Origin of the sequence: Streptomyces sp. NPDC058239, assembly GCF_042882185.1 — a bacterium.
Lineage (GTDB): Bacteria > Actinomycetota > Actinomycetes > Streptomycetales > Streptomycetaceae > Streptomyces.
The window spans coordinates 31,350-47,565 of the sequence record NZ_JBHVWS010000038.1; the positions used below are offsets into that span (position 1 = coordinate 31,350).

The 16,216-nt window shown below is 70.7% G+C and carries 13 protein-coding genes; 8 read left to right on the plus strand and 5 right to left on the minus strand.

Annotated features, from left to right (window positions below; translation table 11 throughout):
• Positions 1-420: 420 nt before the first annotated feature.
• The 8 genes from ACFVYE_RS31665 (at position 421) to ACFVYE_RS31700 (ending at position 7,994) form a co-directional block, all read left to right on the plus strand.
• Positions 421-861, plus strand: a complete 441-nt coding sequence (locus tag ACFVYE_RS31665; protein ID WP_383971721.1) for a PPOX class F420-dependent oxidoreductase — start codon at positions 421-423, stop codon at positions 859-861.
• Between the two features lie 99 nt (positions 862-960).
• Positions 961-2,160, plus strand: coding sequence for an MBL fold metallo-hydrolase (locus ACFVYE_RS31670; protein WP_383971718.1), 1,200 nt, complete (start codon positions 961-963; stop codon positions 2,158-2,160).
• Between the two features lie 578 nt (positions 2,161-2,738).
• Positions 2,739-3,326 (plus strand): hypothetical protein, encoded by a 588-nt coding sequence (locus ACFVYE_RS31675; RefSeq protein ID WP_389607818.1) that lies wholly within the window; start codon positions 2,739-2,741, stop codon positions 3,324-3,326.
• Between the two features lie 501 nt (positions 3,327-3,827).
• Positions 3,828-5,804 (plus strand): ATP-binding protein, encoded by a 1,977-nt coding sequence (locus ACFVYE_RS31680; protein ID WP_383973687.1) that lies wholly within the window; start codon positions 3,828-3,830, stop codon positions 5,802-5,804.
• 7 nt (positions 5,805-5,811) lie between these two features.
• Positions 5,812-6,246, plus strand: coding sequence for a roadblock/LC7 domain-containing protein (locus tag ACFVYE_RS31685; protein ID WP_383973689.1), 435 nt, complete (start codon positions 5,812-5,814; stop codon positions 6,244-6,246).
• 2 nt (positions 6,247-6,248) lie between these two features.
• Positions 6,249-6,620, plus strand: a complete 372-nt coding sequence (locus ACFVYE_RS31690; protein WP_383072168.1) for a DUF742 domain-containing protein — start codon at positions 6,249-6,251, stop codon at positions 6,618-6,620.
• A gap of 229 nt (positions 6,621-6,849) precedes the next feature.
• Complete coding sequence (locus ACFVYE_RS31695; RefSeq protein ID WP_383973707.1) at positions 6,850-7,410, plus strand: ATP/GTP-binding protein; 561 nt, start codon at positions 6,850-6,852, stop codon at positions 7,408-7,410.
• Positions 7,407-7,994, plus strand: a complete 588-nt coding sequence (locus ACFVYE_RS31700) for a GAF domain-containing protein (protein ID WP_383973691.1) — start codon at positions 7,407-7,409, stop codon at positions 7,992-7,994. The genes ACFVYE_RS31695 and ACFVYE_RS31700 overlap by 4 nt, the downstream gene beginning before the upstream one ends.
• Positions 7,995-8,075: 81 nt before the next feature.
• Here the strand turns inward: ACFVYE_RS31700 and ACFVYE_RS31705 are convergent, their stop codons facing one another.
• The 5 genes from ACFVYE_RS31705 to ACFVYE_RS31725 form a co-directional block, all read right to left on the minus strand.
• Positions 8,076-9,986 (minus strand): DUF2264 domain-containing protein, encoded by a 1,911-nt coding sequence (locus ACFVYE_RS31705; protein ID WP_389607819.1) that lies wholly within the window; start codon positions 9,984-9,986, stop codon positions 8,076-8,078.
• Between the two features lie 38 nt (positions 9,987-10,024).
• On the minus strand, positions 10,025-12,457 hold the full coding sequence (locus tag ACFVYE_RS31710; protein ID WP_389607820.1) for a polysaccharide lyase 8 family protein: 2,433 nt from the start codon (positions 12,455-12,457) through the stop codon (positions 10,025-10,027).
• 22 nt (positions 12,458-12,479) lie between these two features.
• Entirely contained in the window at positions 12,480-13,865 is a 1,386-nt protein-coding gene (locus tag ACFVYE_RS31715) for a M60 family metallopeptidase (protein ID WP_389607837.1), read from the minus strand.
• A 163-nt stretch (positions 13,866-14,028) separates the two neighbouring features.
• A complete protein-coding gene (locus ACFVYE_RS31720; RefSeq protein ID WP_383973709.1) occupies positions 14,029-15,123 on the minus strand; it encodes a LacI family DNA-binding transcriptional regulator in 1,095 nt (364 codons plus the stop codon).
• Between the two features lie 62 nt (positions 15,124-15,185).
• Positions 15,186-16,172 carry a hydroxyacid dehydrogenase gene (locus ACFVYE_RS31725; RefSeq protein ID WP_383973698.1) on the minus strand — a complete coding sequence of 329 codons (987 nt, stop codon included), beginning with the start codon at positions 16,170-16,172 and terminating at the stop codon, positions 15,186-15,188.
• Positions 16,173-16,216: the final 44 nt, after the last annotated feature.

The following is a 16,216-nucleotide window of genomic DNA, read 5'->3' on the forward strand; positions in this document are numbered from 1 at the left end:
TATCGGGAGACGGTGGCACCCCTGTCAATGTGGCTGCTGCTGAATCGTCGTTCAGTTTCCGGACCACATCGGTCAGCGGCCTGCGGTGCGCTGTCCGCGCACCGGTCCTTGAAGCCCTGGCTGGTCGGACCGAGGGCGGAATCGGTGCGGGAGTGCATGTTCTCCACCGCGACCATGGTCGTGAGCTCGACGAGCGGCGCCTCGCCGAGCCGTGGTCCGCAGCCGCTCCACCAGCTCGTCCCCGGCCTCGGGTGCGGGTGAGGCTCATCACCTCCGCGTACGCCATGACGTCACGCTCCAGCGGGGTGTACGCCTCGCTCTCGCGCAGGCCGGTCGATGAGGGACCGGGATCCCCCGGATGTGACACGGGACCATGGCCGAATGCGGAATCCTGTGGCGGGCACGGACGTTGGATCCGGCATGACGGGATTCGATGCACAGCAGGAAGCGCTGCTCGGGCTGCTCGGCGAGGAGAGCGGCGGCGTACTCGTGACGCTCAAGCGGGACGGCAGGCCCCAGCTGTCCAATGTCAATCACTTCTACTACCCCGACGAGCGCATCGTCCGTGTCTCGATCACCGAGGACCGGGCGAAGACGAAGAATCTTCGCCGTGACCCGCGGGCGAGCTACCACGTCACCAGCGCGGACCGCTGGTCGTGGACGGTCGTGGACGGCACGGCCGAGCTGACCCCCGTCGCCGCCGATCCGCACGATGCGACGGTGGAGGAGCTGATCACGCTCTACCGCGACGTCCAGGGCGAACACCCCGACTGGGACGACTACCGCAATGCGATGGTCCGGGACCGCCGCGTCGTGCTGCGGCTGCGCATCGAGCACGCGTACGGGCAGCCGCGTGGCTGATGGAGCCCGGTCCGGCGATGAGTCCGTCGGCCCTTCCGCTCTCGCACTGTCGTACCCCCCGCCCATAATGAGACGACACCGACTCCCTCAGGAGATGCTGTGACCGGCGCTGACCCCTTGCCTCCGCTCCGCACCCGGCTGCGTTCGCTGCGCCCCGCCGCATTCGGCGCCGATCCGGGCGGTGCCCGCATGGAGCGCATCCGCCGCTCGCCCAACTTCGCCGACGGCGTCTTCCAGAACCCGGTGGGGGCAAGGACCCGGCCGTCCGGATCCGCCCTGGAGTTCGCGAAGGTCTACTTCCGCAAGGAGGAGCGGGCGCGCAGGGCGCCGGTCGGCACCATGCCCGTCCACGCCACCACCTACGCCGACCTCGCCGAGCCGCCCGCCACCGGGCTGCGGCTCACCTGGATGGGCCATTCCAGTGTGCTCGCCGAGATCGACGGCCGGCGGGTGCTCTTCGACCCGGTGTGGGGCGAGCGCTGTTCGCCCTTCGCCTTTGCCGGGCCCAAGCGGCTGCACCCCGTGCCGCTGCCGCTCGCCGCGCTCGGACCCGTAGACGCGGTGGTGATCTCCCACGACCATTACGACCACCTCGATCTGCCGACGATCCGCGCCCTCGCCGGCACGGACACGGTCTTCGCCGTCCCGCTCGGTGTGGGCGCCCATCTGGAGCGGTGGGGCGTGTCCGCCGACCGGACGCGCGAACTGGACTGGAACGAAACCACGAAGATCGCCGGGATCAGCCTGACTGCCACCCCGGCCCGGCACTTCTGCGGCCGCGGTCTGCGCAACCAGCAGCACACGCTCTGGGCGTCCTGGGCCGTCGCGGGGCCCGAGCACCGGATCTACCACAGCGGTGACACCGGCTATTTCCCCGGCTTCAAGGACATCGGCGCCGGACACGGCCCGTTCGACGCGACGATGATCCAGATCGGCGCGTACTCCGAGTACTGGCCCGACATTCATATGACACCGGCCGAGGGCATGCGGGCCCATCTGGATCTCCAGGGCGGCAAGCCGCTCGGCGCGATGCTCCCGATCCACTGGGCCACCTTCAATCTCGCCCCGCACGCGTGGGCGGAGCCCGGCGAGTGGACCAGGGACGCTGCTGAGGAAGCCGGGCAAGCGGCCGCGTTTCCGCGACCGGGCGAGCCGTTCGAGCCTGCGGGAACGCTTCCCGTCGATCCCTGGTGGCGGGCCGCGGCTGCCCCGATCGCACACCCCTGGCGCCGTACCGAGGGAACGGACGTCGCTCAGGACAATCTCGATCTTGATCTTGATCTTGCGGGTGAACGGTGACGCGGGCGGAGACAAGAGCCTGGGCGCGGTGATGAGGGTGTCCACCAGGCCGGCGGAGGTCGAACCGGAGCCGGCGCTCCAGGCCCTTGATGGTTCGCCTCGACGGGGAGGGCTAGGGGGGCACGGCAGTACATCCCGCTGCCGACTTCGCGAAGGGCGTCCGGCATCCGTGTCGAGCCCCGGATCGTGACGTCCTGACACCGAGGCCTCACTCCTTCGGCTCAACGCCGGGGGTGGGGCTCCCTTGTGTCCGGACCCGCGTCGTGCACGTCATACAGGTGGACGGATGCCCGGGCTGCGTCAGGCCTACCGAGATACGACGGGAGTTGTGGCGCCGCAGGCACTGAGGGCCGCTCGGCATGAGCGGCCCGCCCCCCGGTCGACACCCCAGGGAGGGCGGGGGAGCATGGGAGAGCGGGCACCTTCCGGCCTCCGGATTGCCGCCGGTGTGACGCGGCGGCCGAATTCAGGATGGTGCGTGCCCGCCTGCCCCGCAGACCGTCGCGCTGTGCTCGCGGCGATGAGCATCGACGCCACTGCGGCCGGCTGTCGCACACCTCTCTGATGGGAGCACCATCATGCATCTGCACCCTCGACGCGCCGTGGTTTCTTTGCTCGCGTCCTCACTCGCACTGTCCGGCGCGATCGTCTTCGCACCGACCGCCGGCGCAGTGCCTGCTGCGAGCTGCACGGTCACGCCCGCGGCGAACGGGACGTTCGTCACCATCTCCGGTGAGGGCTTCACGGCCCCGCGGAACCTCAACGACGGTGAGTCCACCGAGCTCTTGAACGTGGACGCGAACGGAAACTTCTTGCTGAAGCGCTTCCAGAAGAACGTCGACTACACCGTTCTCGCCGTCAACGAGGACCAGAGCAACATCTTCGTGAACTGCAAGGTGGTCCAGCCCGACACCGGGAAGCTCCAGTCCGACACCGGGACGGCCCAGTCCGACACCGGGACGGCCCAGTCCGGTTCCACCATGGGGAGGGGCGACAGGAGCGAGCGAGTACAGGGCCGCACAGCAGGAGGCGTGGCCGGCCGCGACGCGGCCGAGGTGAGCTGCAGCGAACGGCCAGCGCCGGACCGGAGCCAGAATCACACCGACGCCTACTGGGAAGCGTGGGTGCAGGCAGCGGAACGAGCCTTCGACAGGGCCTGCGCATAGGTTGAGTTGAGCGTAGGTATGGCTCTGCGGCAGGCGGGGTGAGTGGTGGCAACGGGCAGATCGATCGCCTCGGTCACCGCCGGCCCCGAGGAGTCTTCGTAATCCGTCTCGTCGTGGCGGGGCTCGACCCCGTTTCGGGCAGGCCCGATCGACCGCGGAGCGTGAGACGGCTCGGCCCGTCCGGCATGACCGGACGGGCCGAGCCGTTCCGTGTGTTCAGGGGTTCGCTCCGGTGCGCCGTTCGCGTGTCCGTCGACCAAGTGTCAATGCGGAGTAATCGGTCTTTCGTGCGAGAGGTCATACCAGAGCGGGACGGATGGCGGGCAAGTTCGACAACTGCCCGTCGCACCTGAGTGATGGGCGACTACCGTGTGTGTCCGGTGATCAACGGTGGGCTCATGTCTTTCGAGCCTGCCCGACCGATGAACCGAGCCTGACCGACCACCGTAGGTGCCACCGCATGAACGCCGATTCCTGGTGCCCCACGTACCGAGGACGCTGATGTCACAACTTCGCGCACCCGAAGCGCGACCGGAACGCCGAGAGGGCGGACGGCACGGCCGACCGGGTGTCCGTTCCCACTCGGCCACGGCCAGGCCGCGTGCCGCCCAGCCATCCCCCGAGGCGCGTATACGCCCCCAACTCCTGCGCACCGCGGTGCTGCCGACCGTCGCCGCGGTGCTGAGCGGAGCCGCAGCGGTCATCTTCACCGTCCGCTCCACCGGAGCCCGGCCGTCCACCGAACTGTGGACCGCACTGGGCGGGGCCGGTGCACTGGCCGTCGCCGCCGTGCTGGCCGCGTACCTGGCCGCCAACCGAGTCGCCACCACCGTCTTCGGCCGCTGCCTGGCGCTCCGCCGTGCCAGCGCACAGGGCCAGGCCGAACTTCAGCGTGTGGTGGAACAGCTCCGCAACGGCGAACCAGTGCCGGCCCGCAGGCCCGCGCAGCCCGCCGCACCCGGCAGCGACGCCTTCGAGCTGCTCGCGCAGGAACTCGGCCGCCAGCAGGAAGTCGCCATGGCCGCGGTCATGCAGGTGTCCCGGCTCTCCGACCACACCGGCGAGGACCAGAAGGTCGAGGTGTTCGTCAATCTCGCCCGTCGGCTGCAGTCGCTCGTACACCGCGAGATCCAGCTGCTCGACGAGCTGGAGCACGAGGTCGAGGACCCGGATCTGCTCAAGGGCCTCTTCCACGTCGACCATCTCGCCACCCGCATCCGCAGGCATGCCGAGAACCTCGCCGTCCTCGGTGGCGCCGTCTCCCGGCGCCAGTGGAGCAACCCGGTCACCATGACGGAGGTGCTGCGCTCGGCGATCGCCGAGGTGGAGCAGTACCCGCGGGTCAAACTGGTACCGCCGATCGACGGCACGCTGCGCGGACACGCCGTGGCCGATGTGATCCATCTGCTGGCCGAACTCGTGGAGAACGCCACCGTGTTCTCCGCCCCGCACACCCAAGTGCTGCTCCGTGCCCAGCAGGTCACCGCCGGCCTGGCGCTGGAGGTCGAGGACCGAGGCCTGGGCATGCCGGGCAACGAGCAGAAGCGGATGAACGCCCTGCTCGCCGACCCCGACCGGGTCAATGTGTCCCATCTCCTGCAGGACGGCCGGATCGGACTGTTCGTCGTCGCGTCACTCGCCCGACGGCACGGCATCGCGGTCAGGCTGCAGAGCAACATCTACGGAGGCACGCAGGCCGTACTCGTTCTCCCGCAGTCCCTGCTGGGCGTGGACGGGGACGCTCCGGTCGAGGCCCACGCGGCTCCGGTCCCGCCCCCGGGGCCCGTACATCGTCCGCCGGCCGAGGACGACACCGGAAGCCACCGCAAGCCGAACCCGAGCCTGAATCCGGGACCGGGCGCCGGTCCGGCCCCGTCACCGGCCCCGCAGGCGAGCGCCGACCGGAAGCCGTACGTGCCCACTCAATCGCTCCGCCTGCATCAACCACCCCAGCAGGCGAGACGCGAGGGCGAAGCCCCACCGCTCCCACTGCGCGCCGAGCGCCTCGACCGCCCCACCCCGGCCGAGGCCCGCCCCGGAATCCGGCACACGGACGAAACCTCTACGGCGCTCCACTCGGAGCCCGGAGTCGTACGCGGCACCATGGGCAGGCCCCAACTCCCCAGGCGCGCCCACCAGGAGCACCTGGTTCCGCAGCTCAGGGAGGCACCGGCCCCGCGCACCGAGGACGAACAAGCCCTGCACGACCCGGGACTCATGGCGGCCTTCCGGCGGGGCATCGAACTCGCCGAAGCCCGTGGCGAATCCGAGGCGGACACCGAACAGGGCCCGGACACGAGCCTCGAAACGACGGCCCCGCAGACCCGGCAGACCCAGAACCCGCCCAGACCGCTGCCGGTCCGCGGACTCATCACGACCGTCGCACCGCACCACCCGTCCCCGGCCCCGGATCCCTCCCTGGATCAGGACGCGGCCCCAGCCACCGATCCCTTCGAAGCGAATACCTCCAAGGAGTAGATGCACCATGGCGACCGATATGTCGTCCGGTCAGGTCTCGGACCTCGACTGGCTGCTGAGCGGACTGGTCCAGCGCGTGCCGTACACACGCAGCGCAGTCCTCCTCTCCGCCGACGGGCTGGTGAAATCCCTCCACGGCATGGACGCCGACAGCGCCGACCACATGGCGGCGCTGGCCGCCGGCCTGTACTCGCTCGGCCGCAGTGCCGGCGCGCGCTTCGGCGACAGCGGCGACGTAAGACAAGTGGTGGTCGAGCTCGACTCGACGCTGCTGTTCGTCTCCACCGCCGGGTCGGGCACCTGCCTCGCCGTTCTCGCCGGCCGCGAGGCGGACGCGGCGGTGCTCGGCTACGAGATGACCATGCTGGTCAAGAGTGTCCGGCCCTATCTGATGACTCCGGCGAGACAAGCGGCCGGGACACCGAGCGCCACGGGGTTGTGAGGGTGTCGGTTCCGCAGGACGGGCCGTTGCTCGACGATGCGGCAGGCCGGCTCATCCGCCCGTACACCGTGAGCAACGGCCGTACCCGTCCGACGACCGTGCTCGACCTGCTCTCCCTGGTGATGGCCACCGGGACCGAGCCGCAGATCCATCTCGGTCCCGAGCACTCCGTCGCGCTGGGGCTGTGCGGCGGCCCCACCTCGGTGGCCGAGATCGCCGCCCATCTGCGGCTGCCCGCAGTCGTCGCCAAGGTGCTCGTCTCCGACCTCGTGGACTGCGGGGCAGTCACCGCGCACCCGCCCGCCTTCCATGACATGCCCACCGACCGATCTCTGCTGGAGGCAGTGCTCGATGGCTTACGACGACAGCTCTGACGGCTTCGGCAGCTCCGCCGCGTACGAGAACAGCGCAAGCTCCGAAGGCTTCGGAAGCCACGCAAGCCACGCAGGGCATGGCCATCCGCAAGGCTACGGTGACCCCCGCGGCGCCTATGACTCCGGCGACAGCCATGGCTACGGTGGCAGCCATGACGCCGGTGGGGCCGCCGGCACCGGTGGAGTCCATGACTCCGGTGACTCCGAAGGCTTTCCCGTCGCGCTCAAAGTGCTGGTTGCAGGCGGGTTCGGCGTCGGCAAGACGACCTTCGTCGGCGCGGTCAGCGAAATCGCACCGCTGAGCACGGAAGAGCTGCTGACCCAGGTCAGCGCCGCCACCGACAGCCTCGACGGCATCGAGTCCAAGACCTCCACCACCGTGGCGATGGACTTCGGCCGCATCACGCTCGACGAGCAGCACGTGCTCTATCTGTTCGGCACCCCCGGCCAGGAACGCTTCTGGTTCATGTGGGACGAACTCTCCCAGGGGGCGCTGGGGGCGGTCGTGATCGCGGACACCCGCAGGCTCGCGGAGTGCTTTGCCGCCGTCGACTTCTTCGAACGGCGCGGTATCGGATTCATCGTCGCGGTGAACGAGTTCGACGACGCCTACCGCTACGCGCCCGAGGAAGTACGGGCCGCGCTCGACCTGGGGCCGGACGTGCCGGTCGTGCTCTGCGACGCCCGGATCGCCAGCTCCGGCACCGGGGCACTGGTCACACTGGTCCAGCACCTGATCAACGCCACCTCCGCCCCGGCCCCGTTGTCCGGCTTCGGAGCACACCCGTGACCCTGCACGCCGGCGGCCGGATGCTGCTCACGCCTGTCGACCGCGACGCCCTCGTCCGTACCCAGCGGCTGCGGACCCTGGGCCTCGGGGAACGTGCCGATGCCTCGTTCGACAACTTCGACGCCTTCGCCGACCGGGTGGCCGAAGTGACCGAAGTGCCCTTCTCGATGGTCAACTTCATCGACGGCAATCGGCAGTTCTACGCCGGACTGCACACACCGTCCGGCACGCACAAGGGCTTCGACCTGGGCGCCACGGCCGCGGGCAGCGGCCGCGGCAGCCGGTATGTGGCCCTCGACCGCGGATATTGCCCGCATGTCGTCGTACGGCGCAAGGCGCTCGTCCTGGAGGACGTGTGCGACTACCCACGGTTCGCCGGGAATCCGGTAGTCGACGAAATAGGCATCCGCTCCTACCTCGGCGCGCCCCTCATCGATCGCACGGGCATCGCCCTGGGCGCCGTCTGCGCGGTCGACACCGTGCCCCGCCCATGGGGCAGGGCAGGGCTCGACACGATCAAGGCCCTGGCGCAGGAACTCGTCGGCCACCTCCATCGGTGGGAGGACAACAGCATCGGGATCTGACCGGGCGGGCCCCGGCGGCCCGGTCCGCGAACAGACTCGGGCCGCGATCAGACCTTGACCACGACGTGACCTCGACCGTCTTCAGACCTCGACCGTCGTACCGTCCAGGAACGTCAGCACCACCGAGTCCGCACCCGCTCGTACCCGCACCGAGTCGCGCAGCGCCTCCGGATGAACGGTGTCCTGGGAGAGGGCGACCAGCGATACATGGATGCTCTGCCCGCCCGGGTGCGGTCGGCTGCGCAGATACGGGATCGCGGAACGCGGTCCGTACGCATTGGACTGGACGTCACGCGCCACAGCCGCCCCTTCGGCACCAGTGTCCCAGCCGTACAGCGCGATCAGGGCGCTGCTCAGACCGTCGGCCGTACGGGCGAGCGCCCAGTCGGGACCCGACAGGGCGAACGGGCTCTCCGTATGAGCGACCGCGTGACCGCCCTCCCGCACCACCGCACCCTTGGGCGCTTCGACCCGGTGCACCCGGATCTCCCACGGGCCGTGCAGCACACTCGTCGTCTCGATCCGGTACGGATGGTCGTCACCGGGCAGCCGGGCCGCGTACCAGGAGGCGGCGACGCGGTCCTCGCAGCGCAGCGGATGGATCCGGCGGCGCAGCGACGGCGTGCCGTCCGCAGCGACGAGTGCCAGATGGCCGTCGATGGAGCGTGCCAGGGCGTGCGGGGCGGCTTCGGGGGCCGTCGCCGTCGAGTAGGCGAACTTCGCGTAGTGCGGATCGTCCGCCCCCTCGGACGGGTCGGCCGCCTCGTCGTACGGCGGATTGTGGTCGCTGCCGTGATTGATGAGCCGCACGATGCCGTCGTCGCGGGTGCCGTGAAGCAGCCAGCCGGGTGCGGGCAGCGCGGTGTACTGATCGGACTCCTCGACGGGCAGCGGGAGTTCGCGCGCCGTCCACACCGGATGGTCCGCCGGGAGCAGCAGCCCGAGGAAACCCTTGCTCGCCCAGTACGGCGAGGCGGGACCGGAGTACGGCTGGGTGCTCGGCAGGAACGTGTCGTACCAGCCGAGCGTCAGCAGCCCCCGCTCGTCCGGCACACCGCGCTCCGCGAAGTGCCGCATCGTGCCCGAGGCGAGCCGGCGAGTGAGCCCCGGCGCGAGCGGGGTGCAGTCGGCCAGCGCCCCCATCCACACCGGTGCGAGAGCGGCGAACCGGTACGTCAGTGAGCGGCCCTGGTGGACCGGCGCACCGTCGGAGCCGAAGAAGTGCGGGTAGTCCTCCAGGAACCGGCTGAGCCGCTGCCGGTAGACCTCGGTCCTGCCCCCGTCGTCGGCGCCCGCGATCCGCGACCACAGCAGCGGGTACAGATGCATGGCCCAGCCGATGTAGTAGTCGAAGTTCCGGCCGTCGCCGTCGGTGTACCAGCCGTCACCGACGTACCAGTCCTCGATCCTGTCCAGATTGCTCTCGATGTCGGACCGGCTGCAGGGGGCGCCGACCGAGGCGAGGAACTGCTCGGACACCACCTGGAAGAGCCGCCAGTTGTTGTCCCAGGTACGCCCGCCGACGAACCCGGAGAACCAGTCGACGACCCGCTCCTGGACCCGGGCGTCCAGCCGGTCCCAGATCCACGGCCGGGTCTCGTGCAGTGCGACCGCGACCGACGCCGCCTCCACCATCTGCTGCGAACAGTCCGTCAGCCGCGGCCAGGACTCACCGCTGCGGGGGTCCGTGCCCGCGGCCAGGCCCGCCGTGTACCGCTCGGTCAATGCGGGGTCGACCGCCCCGCCCGCGCCCGCGATCCGGCAGGCGGCGAGCAGGAACGACCGGGCAAATCCTTCGAGACCGTCCGAGACGACCCCCGACCAGCTGTTGCGGCCGGGCAGGCGGTACTGCGCGAAGCCGGGTGTCGCGTACGGCACCAGCGCGTCCAGCATCCGGTCGGCTGTCGCCTCCCAGTGGGCCCGGGTCCAGCCGGTACGGGAGGACAGGATCCGGTCGGGCGGCGGCAGTTGCAGATGCGGTGCGACGGACATGGTGGTGCTGCTCCTCGGAGGGGGTACGAAGGGGTGGGTTACCGGCTGAGTTCGGCTCGGTGGGTGTGGCCGCGCGAGCCGCCCACGGCGACGGTGAGTACGGGCCTGCGGCCCGGGACGAGGCTCACTGTGTCATCGGCGTCCACCACCGACCGTACGTGGAACGGCAGCTCGACCGAGAGCGTCGTGAGTGTCCGGCCCGGGTCGGCGACCGCGACGCAGATGTGTCCGCCCCGGCGCTGCACGAGCACCGACGCCGGACCGGAGGCCGTGATCCCGGCCGCGGTCCCGGCGCCCCAGAAGTTCACCGCGGTCAGTCCCGCCCGGCGCACCTCCACGGCCTGCGCGGTGGCGTCGTTGGCGACGATCCGGACCGGCCGGGAGTGCGACCAGACCGAGGTTGCCGCCGCCGATGCGCCGGGCAGCAGCACATAGGCGTACCGGGCGTCGGTGGGGGAGGTGCCGTGATCGACCCGGAGCGTGAGATAGCGGCGGGTGACCGGATCGGTGCTGCCGCCCGTGTCCGCCCCGGTGTCGATGGCCCGCCAGGTGCCGGCGCGCTGCTCACGCAGGGCATGCAGGGCGGTCCCTTCGGGGAAGACATAGCCGCCGACGCCGTCGACGTGCGCCCACCGTGCTCGGCCGAAGTCCTGGGCCCAGCCCTGCTCGGCGGGCTGACGGATGCCGTCGACCAGCAGCCGGTTGCTGCCGTCCGTGCCGAGGTTGCGGTTCTCGACGATCGTCTCCACCGGCCGGCCGTCGCTCGCGGTGATGCCCGAGCCGAGCGCGATCACCGCGTTGTCCAGCAGGAACCAGGATTTCCTGGCCCGCAGGGTGGTGCCCTGGGCGCCGATCACCTCCATCGCGGCGGCCCCGTACCGGCCGTCCAGCACGGCCCCGCCCGCGACGGCGTTCGCCGGGCGGTAGGTGGACGTACCGGCGCCCGTACCGAGATCGGCGCGCTGCCGGGTGTCGACCGTGGTGCCGGGGAGCCGGTACGGATCGACGGTGGGCCAGAAGCCGTCGTTGAACTGCCCCAGGTCGTCGCCGTCGTACAGATACGTCATGCCGTCGCCGGTGTACCAGCCGTGCAGATTCTCGCCGTTGCCCGCCTCGTACGCCGAGATCCGCTTCGACGAAAGCGACAGCGCGCAGGCCCAGCCGGGACGGCGGTGCACGACGCGGTCCATGTCGGCGAAGACGAAGGTGCCGGTCGTACGAGCCTCGGCCTTCACGGTCCGGTCGTTCAGGACGGCTTTCGCCAGGGCGAGCTGGGGAAGTGTCGCGAGAGCCGTGAAGGGAGTGGTGCGATTACGGGTCAGCCAGCCCTTGACCAGCGCCCGCCAGCGCCCCGCGTACTCGGCGGGTGCGCCGGTCGCCAGGAGCAGGATCGCGGCGACGGCCGTCGCACCGTCGCGGTGGTCCCCGGCGCGTTCCCGGGAGATCGCCCGGCCGCGCACCGAGTCCATCATCAGCCCGTCGAAGATCACCGGGGCGAAGGTCCGCTCGACGGCCTCGTACATCACCGACACCTTCGGGTCGGCGACCGCCCACTCGGAGCCCGCCAGCAGCGCCAGCAGATAGGCGGTGCCGCCCAGCAGCACGATGCCGTACGAACCGGTGTAGGCGACCACGTCGTGCTGGACGAACGAGCCGTCCTCGTAGAAGCCGTCGCCCGAACTCGTGTAACGGAAAAGGCTGTTGCGGCCCAGGTCGCGTACGTCGGAGAGCGCGTCACGGGCGGAGGCGAGCTTGCCGGCGTCCTGCCCCAGCAGTCCGCGCAGCGCCACGATGACGGCCTTGTCGGTGCGGTTCGCGCCGGTCTCCGCGAGCGAGGGGGAGTTGGTACGACGGTCCGCGTCCGGGCAGAAGCGGTCGACGACCGACAGATAGTCCGTCAGATCGGCTGCGGGAAGCCGGTCGCGGAGGATGACGGAGCAGTCCATCAGGGCACGCGGGGCGCCGATCTCCCAGAACCACCAGTTGCCGGTCTCGCGCTTGGCCGGGTTGTACGCGGTGTCGTACGTGAAGCGCAGCGCGGCGACGAGTGCGTCCGCCACCTCCGTGCTCCCGGCGAGGGAGGTGCCCCCGGTCGCCCGGGCGACCGCGATCGTGCGCAGCCGGGTGTAGCTCTGACCGAAGTTGCCCGGGTCCGTGAGCGGTGCGAGGTCGGGCCAGAGCGCAGTCCGTCCGGCGCTGCGGTCGAGGGTGTCCCAGAGCCCCTCGGCCGTGGTGGACAGGGTCGCGAGCGCCGCTGTGAAGTCGGTGTCGGCCGGGTCGAACTCGCCGCCGGTGAGCAGGGTTTCGGCCCGCCGGAGAAGGGTGTCGAAGTCGGCGGGCGCCGCGGCTTCGGCGGATGCGGCCGTGACGGGCCGCGCGTGCGCGGCGCCGGCCGACGTCATGAGCGTCGTCGCGGCTGTGACGGCCGTGGCGCTGCTCGCCGCGAGGAGGGTTCTTCTGCTGAGGTTCACAGTGGCTCCTTGTCGCCGGTGGTCAGTCGGACAGCGTGGACGGGTCGACGGGGGGCTTCGGCAGGTTCAGCGCGGCCAGCTCGGCCTTGCCGGTGGCGTCGACCGGGAACGCCCAGGTGTTCACGAAGAAGTCGGTGAGGTCGTAGCCGGCGACGCGGCTGGAGAAGGTGGCGAGGGCCCGGTAGCGCTTGTCGTTCTCCGTGTAGTCCGACTGGGGGTTCTCCTCGCGCACCAGCTTGTGCAGCCTGGGCCAGAAGTCGTCACCGAAGGCGAGCTCCAACTGGCGCAGCGGGACGAGCTTCTCGTAGGCGCCGAAGGACTTTTCGTACGTCAGCCCGGCCGTGCCGAACTTGCGCTGCGCGGACTGGAAGTAGGTGAGCCCGGTCGTCGCGTCGACCGTGAGCAGGTTGGACGGCTGCTTCAGGGTGCGCTGCGCGGCCAGCGAATAGATGTTGACCGTGACCTCGGTCAGACCGCCCGGCTTGTACGCCATCTGCTGGTGGAGGTGGCCGAGTTCGTGGTAGAGCCCCCAGCCGCGGGTCCGCAGCCCCTCGACGGTCGTGGCCCGGTCGAGGTAGGCCCGCGGGAAGCCGTTGTAGCCGTGGGTGGCGTAGGCACCGACGCCGGTCGGGACCTTGCTGACCTCGGTGAAGTGGTACGGCCCCGCCTTGCGCCGGTGTACCGGCTTCGAACCGTCGAGGCCGCTGATCCGGGCGTGCGAGTCGATGATCGTCTCGACCAGTCCGAGCAGTGCGGCATGGTCCTCGTCGCGGTACAGCAGCGCGCCCTCGCGGGTGAGCGTCATGATGGTGTGAGGCGCGTGGAGTTCGACGTACGGCGATGCGGTGAGTGTGTCCAGCTGCTGCCGGTAGTCGGCCTCCGAGGTGCGGCCCAGGGCGAAGACGGGCATGGGGACGGCGCCGGAGCGGACCAGCACACCGGCCCGCTCGCCACGGCCCGTCAAGGTGAGATAGACCGGGCCGCCGTGCGGGTCCGTCACGGTGTTCGCACCGGCGGTCAGCGGATAGCTGCGGGGCTCGGTGATCTCGCCGTAGTAGTCCCAGGCGCCGATCCAGAGGACGGGCAGCAGATCGTCGTACGGCTGGACGGTGAGAGAGAGGGGCGTGCCGGGCGGGACGTACAGGCCGGTGGGCTGGAACTCCGAGCCGCGCAGGGCCTGTCCGAGCCGCAGCCGCTCGGCCTCGGCGGCGGGCCGGGCGGTCACGGTCAGGTGGACCGGGCGGGCCCCCCGCGAAACGGAGGCGTCGGCCGTCGTGGCCCGGGCCGTGCCGGTGCCCAGGGCGATCGCCGCTCCGGATCCGGCCGCGGCGGCGAGAACGGAACGCCGGCCGACGAGGGAGGAAGCGGAGAAAGGGGCGGTGGAGGGGCCGGCGGAGTCTGTGGGCATACGCATGCGGAACTCTCCCTGCAGAAACGAGTGAGGGGCGGAAGCGTGCGGAACGGGTGCTACTCGGCGCCAGCATGTAAGCGGTTGCTATCGAGTCGCAAGGGGAGTCGGGAAGTTACTGTGATTTTCTATGGCCAACTGTGGACAGGGGGGAAGTAACCGGTCACATCCGGGTGGGCCCGCCGGATCGTGGCGCAACGGAATCGCGTACCACGATGTGGGTGCCGAGGCGCAGCGCACCCGTGGTCGGCTCGCGCCAGTCGTCCTCGTCCCCGCCGGTGACGGCCAGTCGTACCGCCTGGCGCCCCATCTCCTCCAGCGGAATGTGGACGGTGGTCAGCCGCGGCCGCAGCTCCTGGGCCACCGGAATGTCGTCGTACCCCACCAGGGACACGTCCTTCGGTACCCGGACCCCGGCCTCTTCCAGGGCCTGCGCCGCGCCCGCCGCCACCATGTCGTTGGCGGCGAAGACCGCGGTGAAGTCCGGTCCGTCCCGCAGTAGTTCGGCCATCCTCCGGTACCCGAAGTTACGGCTGAAGGCGCCGGGCTGGACCAGCTCGGGGTCCGGGGCGATGCCGCGCAGCTCAAGGGCCCGCTGGTGCCCGGCCAGCCGGTCGCGGGTGGTGGAGAGCTTGGGCGGGCCGCCGAGGTAGAGGATCCGCTCGTGCCCCTGCATCAGCAGATGGTCGGTGATGGCGAAGGCGCCGCCCTCGTTGTCGTACTCGACCGCGACGGTCGGGGCCTGCTCGCCCAGCGGCGACCTGCCGCACAGCACCAGCTTCGATCCGCCCGCGTCCAGCTCGCGCGCCCTGCGGGCCAGCTCGGTGGTGTAGCCGCGGTCCGCGATGGAGCCGCCGACCACGACCACGGCGTCCGCCCTGCGCTCATGCATCAGATCGATGAAGGCCAGCTCGCGCTGCGGGTCGCCCTGGGTGCAGCAGACCAGGCAGAGCCGACCGCCGAGTGCCGCTTCCCGCTCCACGCCGCGCGCGATGTACGCGTAGAACGGGTCGATGACCTCGTTGACGATGATGCCGACGGTGCGGTTGGAGACTCCGGCCAGCGCGCGGGCATGGGCGTTGACGACATAGCCGAGCTCGCGCATCGCGGACTCGACCCGCTCCCGGGTCGCCTCGGCGACAGGGTAGTTGCGGTTCAGTACGCGGGAGACCGTGGCCGTCGAGACGCCCGCGCGCCGCGCGACATCGGTGACCGTCGCGCGCCGTTGTCCGTCCGCGGCTGTGCTCTGCCGGCGCATCCGGCTCACCCCCTGGTGGCTGTTGTGTGACGCCGAGCCTAGAGCCTGTGCTTGGACGGAGCTCATGCGATCCTCCCCAGGTCGGCCCGGTGCACCGGGTGGTCGAACGGTGTGCCCTGCGCGTACCGCGCCAGCTCGTCGACGGCGAGCGCCCCGAGCCGTCCCACCTCGTTGCCCTGGGCGCCCGCGAGATGCGGGGTGAGGAAGACGTTCGGCAGGTCCCACAGCGGGTGGCCGTCCGGCAGCGGCTCGGGCGATGTCACATCGAGGACGGCGTCCAGCCGCCCGCTGACCAGGTGCCCGGTCAGTGCCTCGGTGTCCACCAGGGGGCCGCGAGCCGTGTTGACGAGCAGGGTGCCGGGCCGCATCAGGCCGATCCGCCTGGCGTCGATGATCCCTCGGGTCTCCGGCGTGTCGGGGGCATGGACGCTCACCACGTCGCTGGTCGCCACCAGGGTGTCCAGGTCGGTCGGGGTGACACCGAGCAGTTCCGCCTCGGCCGCACCGACATACGGGTCGTACAGCAGTACCTCGGCGTCGAGGACCCGGAGCAGTTCGATGACCCGGCGGCCGATCCGGGACGCCCCGACGATGCCGATGGTCAGGCCGTGCGTGCCGAGCCAGTGCTGGCGGTCGAGGTCGGCGCCGGTGCGGTGGGTGCGCCGGGTGCGGAAGAGCCCGGCCAGCGGAAAGACTCGTTTGGCGCCCATGATGATCGCCGCCAGGGTGAACTCGGCGACCGGTACGGCATTGGCGGCGGCGGCCGAGGACACGACGATCCCGCGGTCGAACGCGGCCGGGGACAGAAACGTTTTCACCGTGCCGGCCGCATGGATCACGGCACGCAGCGCCGGTGCCCGGTCCAGCAGCGCGGCGTCGACGGGCGGGCAGCCCCAGCCGGTGAGCAGGACCTCGGCCGCATTCAGCGCCGCGGAGGCGTCCGGGGAGTCGAACTCGCTGATCACGAACGGGTTGAGGAGGTCGGCGGTCTCCTCGAGACGGGCCCGCACCGGTGGCGGAAAGACGTCGTCGAGCAGTCCGGGGGTCATGGCCAGGACCGTGCGCGGCCGTCGCGGGGGCGGTGCCGCAGCAT